The organism is Enterobacter sp. BWH64 (assembly GCF_001037645.1).
Classification (GTDB): domain Bacteria; phylum Pseudomonadota; class Gammaproteobacteria; order Enterobacterales; family Enterobacteriaceae; genus Enterobacter; species Enterobacter hormaechei_C.
The window spans coordinates 670,333-687,338 of sequence record NZ_KQ089922.1; the positions used below are offsets into that span (position 1 = coordinate 670,333).

A 17,006-nucleotide genomic window follows, 5' to 3' on the forward strand; every position below is an offset into this window, starting at 1 on the left:
CAATGATTCGCTTTGAACACGTCAGCAAGGCCTATCTCGGCGGGAGACAAGCGCTACAGGGGGTGACATTCCACCTCCAGCCAGGCGAGATGGCATTCCTGACCGGCCATTCCGGCGCGGGGAAAAGTACCCTGCTCAAGCTGATCTGTGGGATCGAGCGGCCAAGCGCCGGGAAAATCTGGTTCAGCGGCCATGAAATTAGCCGTCTTAAGAACCGTGAAGTGCCGTTCCTGCGTCGTCAGATTGGCATGATTTTCCAGGATCACCACCTGCTGATGGATCGCACGGTTTTCGATAACGTCGCGATCCCGCTGATTATTGCTGGCGCCAGTTACGATGATATCCGCCGTCGCGTTTCGGCGGCGCTGGATAAGGTCGGGCTGCTGGACAAAGCGAAGAACTTCCCGATCCAGCTCTCCGGCGGTGAGCAGCAGCGCGTGGGTATCGCCCGCGCGGTAGTGAACAAGCCTGCCGTTTTGCTGGCGGATGAACCGACCGGTAACCTGGACGATGCTCTCTCTGAAGGGATCCTGCGTCTGTTTGAGGAATTTAACCGCGTGGGGGTCACGGTACTGATGGCGACGCACGACATGGGGCTGATCTCCCGCCGTTCGTACCGCATGCTGACCCTGAGCGACGGGCATTTGCACGGAGGCCACGGTGAATAAGCGTGATGCAATGAACCAGATTCGGCAGTTCAGCAACCGGTTTGACCGTTTCCGCAAGCCTCAGGGCGGCGGGGACGGCAATCGCAATGCGCCTAAGCGTGCCAAAGCGGCACCGAAACCGAACTCCCGCAAAACCAACGTCTTTAACGAGCAGGTGCGGTACGCCTTCCAGGGCGCGTTGCAGGATCTGAAAAGCAAACCGCTGGCGACGTTCCTGACGGTGATGGTGATTGCCATCTCCCTGACGCTGCCCAGCGTCTGCTACATGGTTTACAAAAACGTAAACCAGGCGGCGTCCCAGTACTATCCGTCGCCGCAGATCACCGTTTATCTGGATAAAGCCCTCGACGATAACGCGGCGGCTCAGGTGGTGGGGCAGATTCAGGCCGAGCAGGGCGTGGAGAAGGTGAACTATCTTTCCCGCGATGAAGCGCTGGGTGAGTTCCGCAACTGGTCCGGATTCGGCGGCGCGCTGGATATGCTTGAAGAGAACCCGCTGCCCGCGGTGGCGGTGGTGATCCCGAAACTCGATTTCCAGGGCACGGATTCGCTCAACACCCTGCGCGACCGCATTACCCGCATTAACGGGATTGATGAAGTGCGCATGGACGACAGCTGGTTTGCCCGTCTTGCCGCCCTGACCGGGCTGGTAGGACGCGTGTCGGCGATGATCGGCGTGCTGATGGTGGCGGCGGTGTTCCTCGTCATCGGTAATAGCGTGCGCCTGAGCATCTTCGCCCGTCGCGATACCATCAACGTGCAGAAACTGATTGGCGCAACGGATGGTTTCATCCTCCGCCCGTTCCTTTACGGCGGCGCGTTATTAGGTTTTTCTGGTGCATTTCTTTCATTGATATTGTCAGAAATTTTGGTGATGCGGCTGTCGTCTGCCGTGACTGAAGTGGCGCAGGTTTTCGGAACTAAGTTTGATATCAGTGGCTTAGGGTTCGATGAGTGCCTGCTGTTGCTGCTGGTGTGCTCCATGATCGGCTGGGTGGCGGCATGGCTGGCAACGGTTCAACATTTACGCCACTTTACTCCCGACTAATAAAAGCGTGATATAATCTTTCCCTGCACCGAGATGTTCGCTTGCAGGGAAAGCGTCCCTGTTGTCTCTTCCCCTGTAATCATCTTCATGTCACATTTTGTGCGTAATTTATTCACTGTTGCACCTGGAACTTGTGGATAAAATCACTGTCTGATAAAAGAGTGAATGCTAATCTCGTTGCTCAAACGCTTTGGCATGGTTGTTGCCTGACGGGGACAACCTGGACCAGAAGAAACATTGAGAGGAATGAATGACCAAAGAAATGCAAACTTTAGCTTTAGCCCCTGTTGGTAACCTGGAATCTTACATCCGGGCTGCGAACACTTGGCCGATGTTAACGGCTGAGGAAGAAAAGGAGCTTGCTGAAAAGCTGCATTACCAGGGCGATCTGGAAGCAGCTAAAACGCTGATCCTGTCTCACCTGCGCTTTGTTGTTCACGTTGCTCGTAATTATGCGGGCTACGGCCTGCCGCAGGCGGACCTGATTCAGGAAGGTAACATTGGCCTGATGAAGGCGGTACGTCGCTTTAACCCGGAAGTGGGTGTGCGACTCGTCTCCTTCGCCGTGCACTGGATCAAAGCGGAAATTCACGAATACGTCCTGCGTAACTGGCGTATTGTGAAAGTCGCCACGACGAAAGCGCAGCGCAAACTGTTCTTCAACCTGCGTAAAACCAAGCAGCGTCTGGGCTGGTTCAATCAGGATGAAGTGGAAATGGTGGCGCGCGAGCTGGGCGTTTCCAGCAAAGACGTCCGCGAGATGGAATCCCGTATGGCCGCGCAGGACATGACGTTTGATATGTCTGCCGACGACGACGCGTCCGACAGCCAGCCGATGGCCCCGGTTCTGTATCTACAGGATAAAACCTCTAACTTTGCTGACGGCATTGAAGAGGATAACTGGGAAGACCAGGCGGCGAACAAGCTGACCTTCGCGATGGAAGGCCTCGACGAGCGTAGCCAGGATATTATCCGTGCCCGCTGGCTGGACGAAGATAACAAGTCCACGTTGCAGGAACTGGCCGACCGCTACGGCGTCTCCGCTGAACGTGTGCGTCAGCTTGAGAAAAACGCCATGAAAAAACTTCGCGCCGCTATCGAAGCGTAATTTCCGCGAAGTACACCGAGAACCCTCGAATGCAAATTCGGGGGTTTTGTTTTTTTAGCGCCCGCTCTGGCGAATTTCTTCCCCCTGGCAAACACTTACTGATGCGCTAAGCAGGCGACTTTCAGAGGGTGACAGGGTGAAAAATAACGAACTGAACGACCGGCGTTTACAGGCGACGCCGCGCGGTATCGGCGTCATGTGTAACTTCTATGCCGATAAAGCCGAAAACGCCACGGTGTGGGACGTGGAAGGTAACGAGTATATTGATTTTGCCGCCGGGATCGCCGTGCTGAATACCGGGCATCGTCATCCTAAAGTTATCGCCGCCATCGAAAAACAGCTTCACGCCTTTACCCATACCGCTTATCAAATCGTCCCCTATGAAGGTTATGTGGCGCTTGCCGAGCGCATCAACCAGCGCGTACCCATAGAGGGGCCAGCCAAAACCGCCTTCTTCTCAACGGGGGCGGAAGCGGTCGAAAACGCGGTGAAAATCGCCCGCGCGTACACCAGACGTCCCGGCATTATCACCTTCGGCGGCGCGTTCCACGGCCGTACCTTTATGACCATGGCGATGACCGGCAAAGTGGCGCCCTATAAGCTCGGCTTCGGCCCGTTCCCCGGCTCGGTGTACCACGCGCAATTCCCCAACAGCCTGCACGGGGTTAGTACCGCCGAAGCGCTAAAAAGCCTGGAGCGCATCTTCAAAGCCGATATCGCGCCCGATCAGGTGGCGGCAATCATTATTGAACCGGTTCAGGGCGAGGGCGGGTTCAACGTCGCGCCCGCTGATTTTATGCAGGCGCTGCGTGCCCTGTGCGATACCCACGGGATTTTACTGATTGCCGACGAAGTGCAAACCGGCTTCGCCCGTACCGGCAAGCTGTTCTCCATGGAAAACCACTGCGTGAAGCCCGATCTGATCACCATGGCGAAAAGCCTGGCGGGCGGGATGCCGCTCTCTGCCGTCTCTGGCCGGGCGGAGGTGATGGATGCGCCCGCCCCGGGCGGGCTGGGCGGAACCTACGCGGGTAACCCGCTGGCGATTGCGGCGGCCCATGCGGTGCTGGATGTGATTGACGAGGACGATCTCTGCACCCGCGCGGCGCATCTCGGGCATCATCTAGTCGAGGTGCTGAATAAAGCGAAGGATGGCTGTCCGTATATCGCCGATATCCGTGGGCAGGGCTCGATGGTGGCGGTAGAATTTACCGATCCGCAAACCGGACAGCCGTCGCCCGAATTTACCCGTCAGGTTCAGGAGCGCGCGTTGAACGAAGGGCTGCTGCTTTTGAGCTGCGGCGTTTACGGCAACGTTATTCGCTTCCTCTACCCGCTCACCATCCCCGAAGTGCAGTTCCGTAAAGCGCTGGATATTATTTCCGCCTCGCTGACACGATAAAGCCAAAAGCCCGGCTGAAATGACAGTTGGGCTTATCATATTTTCATTTCAAATTAGCTATTCCAAAATCATAAAAATGGGGTATGTTTTAGCAGAGTATGCTGAAAAAGCGCGAACAGCACGCCTATAACTGAAATAAAGCGCTACACAACAACATCACAACAATCGTTATAACCATAATAATGGGGAATCTCAGGATGAACATGAAGGGTAAAGCGTTACTGGCAGGATGTATCGCGTTGGCATTCAGCACTATGGCCCAGGCCGATATTAAAGTGGCCGTGGTGGGCGCGATGTCCGGTCCGGTAGCACAGTACGGCGACCAGGAATTTACCGGCGCGGAACAGGCGGTTGCAGACATTAATGCTAAGGGCGGCATCAAGGGCGAAAAGCTGCAAATCGTAAAATATGACGATGCCTGTGACCCGAAACAGGCGGTCGCGGTGGCGAACAAAGTGGTAAACGACGGGATCAAATACGTTATCGGTCACCTGTGCTCCTCTTCCACCCAGCCCGCGTCTGACATCTACGAAGACGAAGGCATTCTGATGATCACGCCGGCCGCGACGGCGCCAGAGCTGACCGCGCGCGGCTATAAGCTGATCCTGCGTACCACCGGTCTGGACTCCGATCAGGGGCCAACCGCCGCGAAATACATCGTGGAAAAAGTGAAGCCGCAGCGCATCGCGATTGTTCATGACAAACAGCAGTACGGCGAAGGCCTGGCCCGTGCGGTGCAGGATAACCTGAAAAAAGCGAACGCCAACGTGGTGTTCTTTGACGGTATCACCGCCGGTGAGAAAGACTTCTCGACCCTGGTCGCGCGTCTGAAGAAAGAAAATATCGATTTCGTTTACTACGGCGGCTACCACCCGGAAATGGGGCAGATCCTGCGCCAGGCGCGTGCGGCGGGTCTGAAGACGCAGTTCATGGGGCCAGAAGGTGTCGCGAACGTTTCCCTGTCTAATATCGCGGGTGAATCCGCTGAAGGGCTGCTGGTGACCAAACCGAAGAACTACGACCAGGTGCCTGCGAACAAACCTGTTGTCGATGCCATCAAGGCGAAGAAACAGGATCCAAGTGGTGCGTTCGTCTGGACCACCTACGCAGCGTTGCAGTCTCTGCAAGCGGGCCTGAACCAGTCAGCCGATCCGGCGGAGATTGCCACCTGGCTGAAAGCGAACTCGGTGGAAACCGTGATGGGGCCGCTGTCCTGGGATGAGAAGGGCGATTTGAAGGGCTTCGAGTTCGGCGTGTTTGACTGGCATGCCAACGGCACGGCGACAGACGCAAAATAAACGCAAAAAGGCAACGCAAGTTGCCTTTTTTAATGTTTTCTCCCTCTCCCCGTGGGAGAGGGCCGGGGTGAGGGCATCAGGCCGCTCAGCCCTCTTTTGCCCGGTGGCGCTTCGCTTACCGGGCCTACAATAAGCACCTCGCAGCCGCCACCCGGCTTTCTTTTAGCGCTTCTCCCACCCGTTCGCCTGCGCCGTAAACCCTAACGCCTGCATAAACGCCGCCATCACGCCGCGATCCTCCACGCCCACGTCGGCCATCCACCAGGAGGTTACGCTCGGGTTTTCGCGGATCACCTCTTCAATCAAATACTGCCCGACCCCGCGACGACGGGTCACGTCGCGCACGCGCAGGGAATCCAGCGCCCCTTCCGTGCCGCTCAGCGTTACGCGGACGGCGGCCAGCAGACGTTCATTAAAACGCGCGGTATAGATGCGGTGGTTTTCATCGACGGCCAGCGATGAAGGGGAATATTCCGGCCAGATCTTGCCCAGGTCGATATGATCCTGGTCGCTAAAGGTCACCAGACGCACGATAGTCAGTTTCATTAGCTGCTTGTCCAAATCAAAAAGAGTAAGGCCAGTGTACTCAATTTATTTGCTCAGGCGCTTTCTCTTTTTCTTCCCATTTACCAGGTGATTAGTTTTTTGGCAGCGCGATGGGCAGTTTGAAAACACATGGATCGAAAAATAAGCAGAATTTTAACCTGAAGGGCAGTGATTTATTCGGCGCTTTGTACCGTTATTTTATGCTGCAAACCGCGCTTTTATTTGTTTATCTCCGCCTGATTTCAGAATATTATCTTTGCTTAATCGCCTGAAAAATAGAGATTTTAGTCTGGTTTTTGACAAAAAACTGCGCTAAACCATTAAGGGCACTGGTAAAAATAGCGTTGTTCATTAAAAGTACAGAATGCTTTTTAACCATAATAAAACAAAATATAAACATGACATCACGAATGGGGATTCAGAGATGAAAAGGAACGCGAAGACGTTAATCGCGGGGATGGTCGCACTGTCGATCTCGCATGCCGCTATGGCAGACGACATTAAAGTTGCGGTAGTGGGGGCGATGTCCGGCCCTGTTGCCCAGTGGGGTGACATGGAGTTCAACGGCGCGCGTCAGGCCATCAAAGATATCAACGCCAAAGGCGGCATCAAAGGCGACAAGCTGGTAGGCGTGGAGTATGACGACGCCTGCGATCCTAAACAGGCCGTCGCGGTCGCCAACAAAATCGTTAACGACGGTATCCAGTACGTCATCGGGCACCTGTGTTCTTCCTCCACGCAGCCTGCGTCTGATATCTACGAAGACGAAGGCATTCTGATGATCACCCCGGGTGCCACCAACCCGGAACTGACCCAGCGCGGCTACCAGCACATCATGCGTACCGCCGGTCTGGACTCCTCTCAGGGGCCAACCGCCGCCAAATACATCCTCGAAACCGTTAAGCCGCAGCGTATCGCCATCATTCATGATAAACAGCAGTACGGCGAAGGCCTGGCGCGTTCCGTACAGGACGGCCTGAAAAAAGGCGGCGCAAACATCGTCTTCTTCGACGGCATTACCGCTGGTGAGAAAGACTTCTCCGCGCTGATCGCCCGCCTGCAAAAAGAGAATATCGACTTCGTTTACTACGGCGGCTACTACCCGGAAATGGGGCAGATGCTGCGCCAGGCGCGCGCCACCGGCCTGAAAACCCAGTTTATGGGGCCAGAGGGCGTCGGTAATGCCTCCCTGTCCAACATCGCGGGCGATTCTGCCGAAGGCATGCTGGTGACGATGCCAAAACGCTATGACCAGGATCCGGCGAATAAGGCTATCGTGGATGCGCTCAAGGCGCAGAAGAAAGATCCGAGCGGTCCGTACGTCTGGATCACCTACGCGGCCGTGCAGTCTCTGGCCACCGCGCTGGACCGTACCGGCAGTAAAGAGCCGCTGGATCTGGTGAAAGATTTAAAAGCACACGGGGCGAACACCGTGATTGGGCCGCTGAACTGGGATGAGAAAGGCGATCTGAAGGGATTTGAGTTTGGTGTCTTTAAGTGGCACGCCGACGGGTCTTCCTCGGTCGCCAAATAATCATCCCACCGCCCGGCTCACCGGGCGGGTATAAAAAGGTTTTCTTATGTCCGAGCAGTTTCTCTACTTCTTGCAGCAGATGTTTAACGGCGTCACGCTGGGAAGCACCTACGCGCTGATCGCCATCGGCTACACGATGGTTTACGGCATTATCGGCATGATCAACTTCGCCCACGGCGAGGTGTACATGATCGGTAGCTACGTCTCCTTTATGATTATCGCCGCGCTGATGATGATGGGCATCGACAGCAGCTGGCTGCTGGTGGCCGCCGGGTTTGTCGGCGCGATTGTGATCGCCAGCGCCTACGGCTGGAGTATTGAACGGGTGGCCTACCGGCCGGTGCGCAGCTCCAAACGCCTGATCGCGCTAATCTCCGCCATCGGTATGTCCATTTTCCTGCAAAACTACGTCAGCCTGACCGAAGGTTCACGCGACGTGGCGCTGCCAAGCCTGTTTAACGGCCAGTGGATTGTGGGGGCCAGCGAAAACTTCTCTGCCACCATCACCACCATGCAGCTGGTTATCTGGGTTGTGACCTTTATTGCCATGCTGGCCCTGACCCTGTTCATCCGCTACTCCCGCATGGGACGCGCCTGCCGCGCCTGCGCGGAAGATCTGAAGATGGCGAGCCTGCTCGGGATTAACACCGACCGCGTGATTGCCCTGACCTTCGTGATCGGCGCAGCGATGGCGGCGGTGGCTGGCGTGTTGCTCGGCCAGTTCTACGGCGTAATCAACCCGTACATCGGCTTTATGGCCGGGATGAAAGCCTTCACCGCGGCGGTACTGGGCGGCATCGGCAGCATTCCGGGCGCGATGATCGGCGGCCTGATCCTGGGCGTGGCCGAAGCGCTCTCCTCGGCGTACCTGAGCACCGAATATAAAGATGTGGTGTCGTTTGCCCTGCTGATTCTGGTTCTGCTGGTAATGCCTACCGGTATTCTGGGCCGTCCGGAGGTAGAGAAAGTATGAAACCGATGCATTTTGCGATGGCGCTGCTCTCTGCCGCCATGTTCTTCGTCCTGGCGGGCGTCTTTATGGGCGTCCAGTTAGGACTGGACGGCACGAAGCTGGTGGTGGATACCGCTCCCGACATCCGCTGGCAGTGGGTGTTTATCGGCACCGCTGTGGTGTTCCTGTTCCAGCTGTTGCGTCCGCTGTTCCAGAAGACGCTGAAAAACGTCTCCGGGCCGAAATTCGTCCTGCCGGCGATCGACGGTACAACGGTGAAACAGAAGCTGTTCCTTGTGGCGCTGCTGGTGGCTGCCGTGGCGTGGCCGTTTATGGTCTCGCGCGGGACGGTGGATATTGCCACCCTGACCATGATCTACGTGATTCTGGGGCTCGGTCTGAACGTGGTGGTGGGGCTGTCTGGCCTGCTGGTGCTGGGCTACGGCGGGTTCTACGCCATCGGCGCGTACACCTTCGCGCTGCTGAACCACTATTACGGCCTCGGCTTCTGGACCTGCCTGCCGCTGGCGGGGCTGGTCTCTGCCGCCGCGGGCTTCCTGCTCGGCTTCCCGGTGCTGCGCCTGCGCGGTGACTATCTGGCGATTGTGACCTTAGGCTTCGGCGAAATCGTCCGTATCCTGCTGCTCAACAATACCGAAGTGACCGGCGGTCCGAACGGCATCAGCCAGATCCCGAAACCGACCTTCTTCGGCCTGGAGTTCAGCCGTACCGCCCGTGAAGGCGGCTGGGATACCTTCAGCAATTTCTTTGGCATCAAGTACGATCCGTCCGACCGCGTGATCTGGCTCTATCTGGTGGCGCTGCTGCTGGTGGTGATTACCCTGTTCGTGATCAACCGTCTGCTGCGCATGCCGCTGGGCCGCGCCTGGGAAGCGCTGCGCGAAGATGAAATCGCCTGCCGCTCCCTGGGCCTGAACCCGACCCGCATCAAGCTGACCGCATTTACCATCAGCGCCGCGTTTGCCGGTTTCGCCGGGACGCTGTTTGCCGCACGTCAGGGCTTCGTCAGCCCGGAATCGTTCACCTTTGCCGAATCCGCCTTTGTGCTGGCGATTGTGGTGCTCGGCGGAATGGGCTCGCAGTTCGCCGTGATCCTCGCGGCTATCCTGCTGGTGGTCTCCCGCGAGCTGATGCGCGACTTTAACGAATACAGCATGTTAATGCTGGGTGGTTTGATGGTGCTGATGATGATCTGGCGTCCGCAGGGTCTGCTGCCGATGACCCGTCCACAGCTGAAGCTGAAACGCACACAGGCGAAAGGAGAGCAGGCATGAAGCCTTTATTATCCGTTAACGGCCTGATGATGCGCTTTGGCGGCCTGCTGGCGGTCAACAATGTGAATCTGGATCTGCACAAGAAAGAGATTGTCTCCCTGATTGGCCCGAACGGCGCGGGAAAAACCACGGTCTTTAACTGTTTGACCGGCTTCTACAAGCCGACGGGCGGCACCATCATGCTGCGCGACCAGCACCTTGAAGGGCTGCCGGGCCAGCAGATTGCCCGCATGGGCGTGGTGCGCACCTTCCAGCACGTGCGTCTGTTCCGCGAGATGACGGTGATTGAGAACCTGCTGGTGGCACAGCATCAGCAGCTGAAAACCGGGCTGTTCTCCGGCCTGCTGAAAACCCCGGCCTTTCGCCGCACGCAGGAGGAGGCGCTCGACCGCGCCGCGACCTGGCTCGACCGTATCGGCCTGCTCCAGCACGCCAACCGCCAGGCGAGCAACCTCGCTTACGGGGATCAGCGTCGCCTTGAGATCGTGCGCTGCATGGTGACCCAGCCGGAGATCCTGATGCTCGACGAACCAGCGGCAGGTCTCAATCCGAAAGAGACCAAAGAGCTGGACGAGCTGATTGCCGAGCTGCGCGACCATCACGACACCACCATCCTGCTGATTGAGCATGACATGAAGCTGGTGATGGGCATTTCGGACCGTATCTACGTGGTAAACCAGGGCACGCCGCTGGCAAACGGCACGCCGGAAGAGATCCGCAACAACCCGGACGTGATCCGCGCATACCTTGGTGAGGCATAAGATGGAAAAAGCGATGTTAACGTTCGACAAGGTCAACGCGCACTACGGCAAGATCCAGGCGCTGCACGACGTCAGCCTGCACATCAATCAGGGCGAAATCGTCACCCTGATTGGCGCCAACGGCGCGGGTAAAACCACGCTGCTCGGCACCCTGTGCGGCGACCCGCGCGCCACCAGCGGGCGGATTGTGTTTGACGGCAAAGATATTACCGACTGGCAGACGGCTAAGATCATGCGTGAAGCGGTGGCGATTGTCCCGGAAGGGCGCCGCGTATTCTCCCGCATGACGGTGGAAGAGAACCTGGCGATGGGCGGTTTCTTCGCCCATCGGGATGAATTCCAGACCCGCATCAAGTGGGTGTACGAACTCTTCCCGCGCCTGTGGGAGCGTCGTATTCAGCGAGCGGGCACCATGTCCGGCGGCGAGCAGCAGATGCTGGCGATTGGCCGCGCGCTGATGAGCCAGCCGCGTCTGCTGCTGCTGGACGAGCCGTCGCTTGGCCTGGCGCCGATCATTATCCAGCAGATCTTCGATACCATCGAGCAGTTGCGCAAAGAGGGGATGACCATCTTCCTCGTCGAGCAGAACGCCAACCAGGCGCTGAAGCTCGCCGACCGTGGCTATGTGCTGGAGAACGGGCGCGTGGTGCTCTCCGATACCGGTGACGCGCTGCTGGCGAACGAGGCGGTGCGGAGCGCGTACCTCGGAGGCTAAGCCGTCTGTGTTGCCCGGTGGCGCTGCGCTTACCGGGCCTACATGGATCGACCAGGCCGGGTAAGGCGTAGCCGCCACCCGGCTTTTTTAACCACTAAACCCCTTCACACAACCATCATCCCCCTGACGCCTGGCTGTCACTTATCTGTAAACAAACAGTTATTTTTCTGTCATTCGAGCATGTCATGTTACCTCGCGAGCATAAAACGCGTGATATCGCGCATCCGGCACAATAAGAGAGATGACAATGACATCGTTACGACACACAGCTTTGGGTCTGGCACTGGGTCTGGCTTTTGCGACGAACGCAATGGCTGTGACCACCATTCCGTTCTGGCATTCCATGGAAGGGGAGTTGGGTAAAGAGGTTGACTCCCTGGCGCAGCGTTTCAACGACACCCACCCGGATTACAAAATTGTGCCGGTGTACAAAGGCAACTACGAGCAGAGCCTGAGCGCGGGCATCGCCGCCTTCCGTACCGGTAACGCGCCTGCGCTGTTACAGGTTTATGAAGTGGGCACCGCCACCATGATGGCCTCCAAAGCCATCAAGCCGGTCTATGAAGTGTTCAAAGAAGCGGGCATTAACTTCGATGAATCCCAGTTCGTACCGACCGTCTCCGGTTATTACACCGATTCCAGAACCGGCCACCTGCTGTCCCAGCCGTTTAACAGCTCCACGCCGGTGCTGTACTACAACAAAGACGCCTTCAAAAAAGCCGGTTTAGATCCGGAGCAGCCGCCAAAAACCTGGCAGGATCTGGCGGAGTACACCGCGAAGCTGAAAGCGGCGGGGATGAAGTGCGGCTACGCCAGCGGCTGGCAGGGCTGGATCCAGATTGAAAACTTCAGCGCCTGGCACGGGCTGCCGGTTGCCACCCAAAATAACGGCTTCGACGGTACCGACGCGGTGCTGGAGTTCAACAAGCCGGAGCAGGTGAAGCACATCGCGCTGCTGGAAGCACTCAACAAGAAGGGCGACTTCAGCTACTTCGGGCGTAAAGACGAATCCACCGAGAAGTTCTACAACGGCGACTGTGCCATTACTACCGCCTCGTCCGGCTCGCTGGCGGATATACGTCACTATGCCAAATTCAACTACGGCGTGGGCATGATGCCGTACGACGCTGACGTGAAGGGCGCGCCGCAAAACGCCATCATCGGCGGGGCGAGCCTGTGGGTGATGCAGGGTAAAGACAACGGCACCTACAAAGGCGTGGCCGAGTTCCTCGACTTCCTGGCGAAGCCGGAAAACGCCGCCGAGTGGCACCAGAAGACCGGCTATCTGCCGATCACCAAAGCCGCGTACGACCTGACCCGCGAGCAGGGCTTCTATAGCAAAAACCCAGGGGCGGACATCGCGACGCGCCAGATGCTGAACAAGCCGCCGTTGCCGTTCACCAAGGGTCTGCGTCTGGGCAACATGCCGCAGATCCGCACCATCGTGGATGAAGAGCTGGAAAGCGTGTGGACCGGTAAGAAAACGCCACAGCAGGCGCTGGACGCTGCGGTAGAGCGCGGGAATCAGCTGCTGCGCCGCTTTGAGCAGTCGACGAAATCGTAATCCGTGATTCGCCCGGTGACGCGTAGCGATCCGGGCCTACGGGGATCGTGCGGGCTGATGCCCTCACCCCAACCCTCTCCCACGGGGAGAGGGAGAAATATTTGTAGGCCGGGTAAGGCGTAGCCGCCACCCGGCATTGTTCAGGAACCTAATCTCAATGTCCTCATCCCGTCCGGTGTTCCGTTCCCGCTGGCTGCCGTACCTGTTGGTCGCACCGCAGCTGGTCATCACCGTTATCTTCTTTATCTGGCCTGCGGGCGAAGCGCTGTGGTACTCGGTACAAAGCGTCGATCCGTTCGGGCTTTCCAGCCAGTTTGTCGGGCTGGACAACTTTACCGCGCTGTTCCACGACAGCTACTACCTGGACTCCTTCTGGACGACGATCAAATTCAGTGCGCTGGTCACCGTGAGCGGTCTTGTCGCGTCGCTGTTTTTCGCCGCGCTGGTGGATTACGTGGTGCGCGGCAGCCGTCTGTATCAGACCCTGATGCTGCTGCCCTACGCCGTGGCTCCTGCCGTGGCCGCCGTGCTGTGGATCTTCCTGTTTAACCCAGGGCGCGGGCTGATTACCCACTTCCTGGGCGAGTTTGGCTACGACTGGAACCACGCTCAGAACAGCGGTCAGGCGATGTTCCTGGTGGTGTTCGCCTCGGTGTGGAAGCAGATCAGCTATAACTTCCTGTTTTTCTTTGCCGCGCTACAGTCTATCCCGCGTTCGCTGGTGGAGGCCGCCGCCATCGACGGCGCAGGGCCGGTGCGCCGCTTCTTCCGCCTGTCGCTGCCGCTGATCGCCCCGGTGAGTTTCTTCCTACTGGTGGTTAACCTCGTGTACGCCTTCTTCGATACCTTCCCGGTGATCGACGCGGCGACCGCAGGCGGTCCGGTGCAGGCGACAACGACGCTGATCTACAAGATCTACCGCGAAGGCTTTGCGGGGTTGGATCTCTCCGCTTCTGCCGCGCAGTCGGTGGTGCTGATGTTCCTCGTCATCATCCTCACGGTGGTGCAGTTCCGCTATGTCGAAAGTAAGGTGCGCTACCAATGATTGAGAACCGTCGCGGGCTGACGATTTTCAGCCATACCATGCTGATTTTAGGGATTATCGTCATCCTGTTCCCACTGTACGTGGCCTTCGTCGCCGCCACGCTGGACACCAAAGCGGTGTTCGACACGCCGATGACGCTGATCCCAGGCGGGCAGCTTTTCGAGAACATGAAAACTATCTGGACCCAGGGCGTGGGCGCCAACAGCGCGCCGTTCTGGCTGATGATGCTCAACAGCTTCATCATGGCGTTTGGCATCACCGTCGGCAAAATTACGGTGTCGATGCTCTCAGCGTTCGCCATCGTCTGGTTCCGCTTTCCGCTGCGTAACCTGTTTTTCTGGATGATTTTCATCACCCTGATGCTGCCGGTAGAGGTGCGTATCTTCCCGACGGTGGAGGTGATCGCCAACCTGAAGATGCTCGACAGCTACGCGGGCTTAACCCTGCCGCTGATGGCCTCGGCGACCGCCACCTTCCTGTTCCGCCAGTTCTTTATGACCCTGCCGGATGAGTTGATTGAAGCCGCGCGCATCGACGGGGCCTCGCCGATGCGCTTCTTCCGCGACATCGTGCTGCCGCTGTCGAAAACCAACCTCGCGGCGCTGTTTGTGATCACCTTTATCTACGGCTGGAACCAGTATCTGTGGCCGTTGCTGATCGTTCAGGACGTCAACCTCGGCACCGCCGTGGCAGGCATTAAAGGCATGATCGCCACCGGCGAAGGCACCACCCTCTGGAACCAGGTGATGGCGGCGATGCTGCTCACCCTTATCCCACCCGTAGTCATTGTTTTAGCCATGCAGCGCGCGTTTGTCCGCGGCCTGGTCGATAGCGAGAAATAAGATGGCAGGTTTAAAATTACAGGCAGTTACCAAAAGCTGGGACGGTAAAACCCAGGTCATTCAGCCGCTGACGCTCGACGTGGCGGACGGGGAATTTATCGTGATGGTCGGCCCGTCCGGCTGCGGAAAATCCACCCTGCTGCGTATGGTGGCGGGGCTGGAGCGCGTAACGTCCGGGGATATCTGGATTGACCGCCAGCGCGTCACCGAGATGGAACCCAAAGATCGCGGTATCGCGATGGTGTTCCAGAACTACGCCCTCTATCCGCACATGAGCGTGGAAGAGAACATGGCCTGGGGGCTGAAAATTCGCGGTATGGGCAAAGGTCATATCGACGAGCGCGTAAAAGAGGCCGCGCGCATTCTGGAGCTGGACGGCCTGCTTAAGCGCCGCCCGCGCGAGCTCTCCGGCGGCCAGCGTCAGCGCGTGGCGATGGGGCGCGCCATCGTGCGCGACCCGGCGGTATTCCTGTTCGACGAACCGCTGTCAAACCTCGACGCCAAACTGCGCGTGCAGATGCGCCTTGAGCTACAGCAGCTGCATCGCCGCCTGAAAACCACGTCCCTCTATGTGACTCACGATCAGGTTGAAGCCATGACCCTCGCCCAGCGCGTGATGGTGATGAACAAAGGCATCGCCGAGCAGATTGGCACCCCGGTGGAGGTCTACGAAAAACCGGCCAGCCGTTTTGTGGCGAGCTTTATCGGCAGCCCGGCGATGAACCTGCTGGACGGGCGGATCAATACGGCGGGAACCCACTTCGAGCTGGAAAGCGGGATGGCGTTGCCGATCAACTGGTACTATCGTGGCTACGCCGGGCGTAAGATGACTCTCGGTATCCGCCCGGAGCATATTGGTTTGACGTCTCAGGCGGACGGCGGCGTGCCGCTGGTGATGGATACGCTGGAGATGCTGGGCGCAGACAACCTGGCGCACGGGCGCTGGGGCGAGCAAAAGCTGGTGGTGCGCCTGCCGCATCAGGAGCGCCCGAAGGCAGGCAGCACGCTGTGGCTGCATATGCCGGAAAATCACCTGCACTTATTTGACGGTGAAACAGGACAACGAGTATGAGCAACTGGCCTTACCCCCACATCGTCGCCCACCGTGGCGGCGGTAAACTGGCGCCGGAAAACACCCTGGCGGCAATTGACGTTGGCGCGCGCTACGGCCACACGATGATCGAGTTCGACGCGAAGCTGTCGAAGGACGGCGAAATTTTCCTGCTGCACGACGATAATCTCGAACGCACCAGCAACGGCTGGGGCGTGGCGGGCGAACTGCCGTGGCGTGACCTGCTGAAGGTGGATGCCGGTAGCTGGTACAGCGGCGAATTTAAAGGCGAACCGCTGCCGCTGCTGGCGGAAGTGGCGGACCGCTGTCGTCAACACGGCATGATGGCCAACATCGAAATCAAACCAACCACCGGCACCGGGCCGCTGACGGGTAAAGTGATTGCCCTCGCCGCGCGCGAGCTGTGGGAAGGGATGACCCCGCCGCTGTTGTCGTCCTTTGACATCGACGCGCTGGAAGCCGCACAGGCTGCCGTACCGGAGTTGCCGCGCGGGCTGCTGCTGGATGAGTGGCGAGAAGACTGGCGCGCGCTGACGACCTTCTTAGGCTGCGTGTCGATCCACCTCAACCATAAGCTGCTGGATGAAGTGCGCGTGACGCTGTTGAAGGAGGCCGGTCTGCATATCCTGGTGTATACCGTCAATAAACCCCAGCGTGCAGCCGAGCTGCTGCGCTGGGGCGTGGACAGCATCTGTACCGATGCGATTGACCAGATTGGGCCGAACTTTATTTATTAAGCATACTGCCGTTCTGCTGGGTCGGCAGCATATGCTGCTGACCGCTGCTTTGCGACACCCCGCCCCCTAACATCCCACCGTTTGAGTTTGGCAGCGGCTGCTCCCGCATCTGGCCCTGCTGCACGCGCTGGGTGTTGGTATTCATCTGGTTTTGCAGGTGCTGCTGCTGCACCTGGGTCTGCGTTTTTAACTGCTGATTGAGCATCCCTTTCTGCTGCTGTTGCTGGCTCATCATCTCCGTCTGCATACGCTGCTGGCTCGGAATGACGTAGCCCGGCTGGTTCGGGTTGTTCAGGGTGTTGATTGGCTGTGCGAGCGCGGCGAACGGAAGCAGCGCGGTCAGGATCAGTAATCGTTTCATGGTTATCTCCTCCTTTGAGGCTTCTCTTAAGTTTACCCTGATTCCGGCATAACGATGA

General features: G+C 58.0%; 17 protein-coding genes. 15 read left to right on the plus strand and 2 right to left on the minus strand.

The window, feature by feature from the left end:
- Nucleotides 1-2 precede the first annotated feature (2 nt).
- The 5 genes from ftsE to livJ all read left to right on the plus strand — a co-directional run bounded on the left by ftsE (nt 3) and on the right by livJ (nt 5,524).
- Nucleotides 3-668, plus strand: coding sequence for a cell division ATP-binding protein FtsE (ftsE, locus tag SK50_RS03130; RefSeq protein ID WP_006812284.1), 666 nt, complete (start codon nt 3-5; stop codon nt 666-668).
- Nucleotides 661-1,716 carry a permease-like cell division protein FtsX gene (gene ftsX, locus SK50_RS03135; protein WP_017384126.1) on the plus strand — a complete coding sequence of 352 codons (1,056 nt, stop codon included), beginning with the start codon at nt 661-663 and terminating at the stop codon, nt 1,714-1,716. Before ftsE ends, ftsX begins: the two co-directional genes overlap by 8 nt.
- 250 nt (nt 1,717-1,966) lie before the next feature.
- Nucleotides 1,967-2,824, plus strand: a complete 858-nt coding sequence (rpoH, locus tag SK50_RS03140; RefSeq protein WP_000159624.1) for an RNA polymerase sigma factor RpoH — start codon at nt 1,967-1,969, stop codon at nt 2,822-2,824.
- Nucleotides 2,825-2,960: 136 nt separating this feature from the next.
- Nucleotides 2,961-4,226 carry a 4-aminobutyrate--2-oxoglutarate transaminase gene (locus tag SK50_RS03145; RefSeq protein ID WP_017693844.1) on the plus strand — a complete coding sequence of 422 codons (1,266 nt, stop codon included), beginning with the start codon at nt 2,961-2,963 and terminating at the stop codon, nt 4,224-4,226.
- 197 nt (nt 4,227-4,423) lie between these two features.
- Entirely contained in the window at nt 4,424-5,524 is a 1,101-nt protein-coding gene (livJ, locus tag SK50_RS03150; RefSeq protein ID WP_015571474.1) for a branched chain amino acid ABC transporter substrate-binding protein LivJ, read from the plus strand.
- Between the two features lie 162 nt (nt 5,525-5,686).
- Here livJ and panM read toward each other — a convergent pair whose 3' ends face one another.
- Nucleotides 5,687-6,070, minus strand: a complete 384-nt coding sequence (panM, locus tag SK50_RS03155; protein WP_048229089.1) for an aspartate 1-decarboxylase autocleavage activator PanM — start codon at nt 6,068-6,070, stop codon at nt 5,687-5,689.
- Between the two features lie 424 nt (nt 6,071-6,494).
- On the opposite strand from panM, the gene livK reads away from it, so the two are divergent.
- The 10 genes from livK (at nt 6,495) to ugpQ (ending at nt 16,587) form a co-directional block, all read left to right on the plus strand.
- Complete coding sequence (gene livK / locus SK50_RS03170) at nt 6,495-7,604, plus strand: high-affinity branched-chain amino acid ABC transporter substrate-binding protein LivK (protein WP_023295547.1); 1,110 nt, start codon at nt 6,495-6,497, stop codon at nt 7,602-7,604.
- A 46-nt stretch (nt 7,605-7,650) separates the two neighbouring features.
- Nucleotides 7,651-8,577 carry a high-affinity branched-chain amino acid ABC transporter permease LivH gene (gene livH / locus SK50_RS03175; protein WP_015571470.1) on the plus strand — a complete coding sequence of 309 codons (927 nt, stop codon included), beginning with the start codon at nt 7,651-7,653 and terminating at the stop codon, nt 8,575-8,577.
- The gene (locus tag SK50_RS03180; RefSeq protein WP_003861542.1) at nt 8,574-9,851 is read left to right on the plus strand and encodes a high-affinity branched-chain amino acid ABC transporter permease LivM; all 1,278 of its coding nucleotides are present in this window, start codon (nt 8,574-8,576) and stop codon (nt 9,849-9,851) included. Before livH ends, SK50_RS03180 begins: the two co-directional genes overlap by 4 nt.
- A complete protein-coding gene (gene livG / locus SK50_RS03185) occupies nt 9,848-10,612 on the plus strand; it encodes a high-affinity branched-chain amino acid ABC transporter ATP-binding protein LivG (RefSeq protein ID WP_003861544.1) in 765 nt (254 codons plus the stop codon). Before SK50_RS03180 ends, livG begins: the two co-directional genes overlap by 4 nt.
- A 1-nt stretch (nt 10,613) precedes the next feature.
- Nucleotides 10,614-11,327: a high-affinity branched-chain amino acid ABC transporter ATP-binding protein LivF gene (gene livF, locus SK50_RS03190; protein ID WP_015571469.1), complete on the plus strand. Its 714-nt coding sequence runs from the start codon at nt 10,614-10,616 to the stop codon at nt 11,325-11,327.
- Between the two features lie 247 nt (nt 11,328-11,574).
- Complete coding sequence (ugpB, locus tag SK50_RS03195) at nt 11,575-12,891, plus strand: sn-glycerol-3-phosphate ABC transporter substrate-binding protein UgpB (RefSeq protein ID WP_023304564.1); 1,317 nt, start codon at nt 11,575-11,577, stop codon at nt 12,889-12,891.
- A gap of 157 nt (nt 12,892-13,048) precedes the next feature.
- Complete coding sequence (gene ugpA, locus SK50_RS03200; protein WP_003861551.1) at nt 13,049-13,936, plus strand: sn-glycerol-3-phosphate ABC transporter permease UgpA; 888 nt, start codon at nt 13,049-13,051, stop codon at nt 13,934-13,936.
- Nucleotides 13,933-14,778 (plus strand): sn-glycerol-3-phosphate ABC transporter permease UgpE, encoded by an 846-nt coding sequence (gene ugpE, locus SK50_RS03205; protein ID WP_017693847.1) that lies wholly within the window; start codon nt 13,933-13,935, stop codon nt 14,776-14,778. The genes ugpA and ugpE overlap by 4 nt, the downstream gene beginning before the upstream one ends.
- Before the next feature lies 1 nt (nt 14,779).
- Nucleotides 14,780-15,850, plus strand: a complete 1,071-nt coding sequence (locus tag SK50_RS03210; RefSeq protein ID WP_015571467.1) for a sn-glycerol-3-phosphate import ATP-binding protein UgpC — start codon at nt 14,780-14,782, stop codon at nt 15,848-15,850.
- Nucleotides 15,847-16,587: a glycerophosphodiester phosphodiesterase gene (gene ugpQ, locus SK50_RS03215; RefSeq protein ID WP_017693848.1), complete on the plus strand. Its 741-nt coding sequence runs from the start codon at nt 15,847-15,849 to the stop codon at nt 16,585-16,587. Before SK50_RS03210 ends, ugpQ begins: the two co-directional genes overlap by 4 nt.
- On the opposite strand, the gene SK50_RS03220 is transcribed toward ugpQ, so the two are convergent.
- Nucleotides 16,577-16,948 (minus strand): DUF2756 family protein, encoded by a 372-nt coding sequence (locus tag SK50_RS03220; protein ID WP_017384131.1) that lies wholly within the window; start codon nt 16,946-16,948, stop codon nt 16,577-16,579. The genes ugpQ and SK50_RS03220 overlap by 11 nt on opposite strands.
- Nucleotides 16,949-17,006 lie beyond the last annotated feature (58 nt).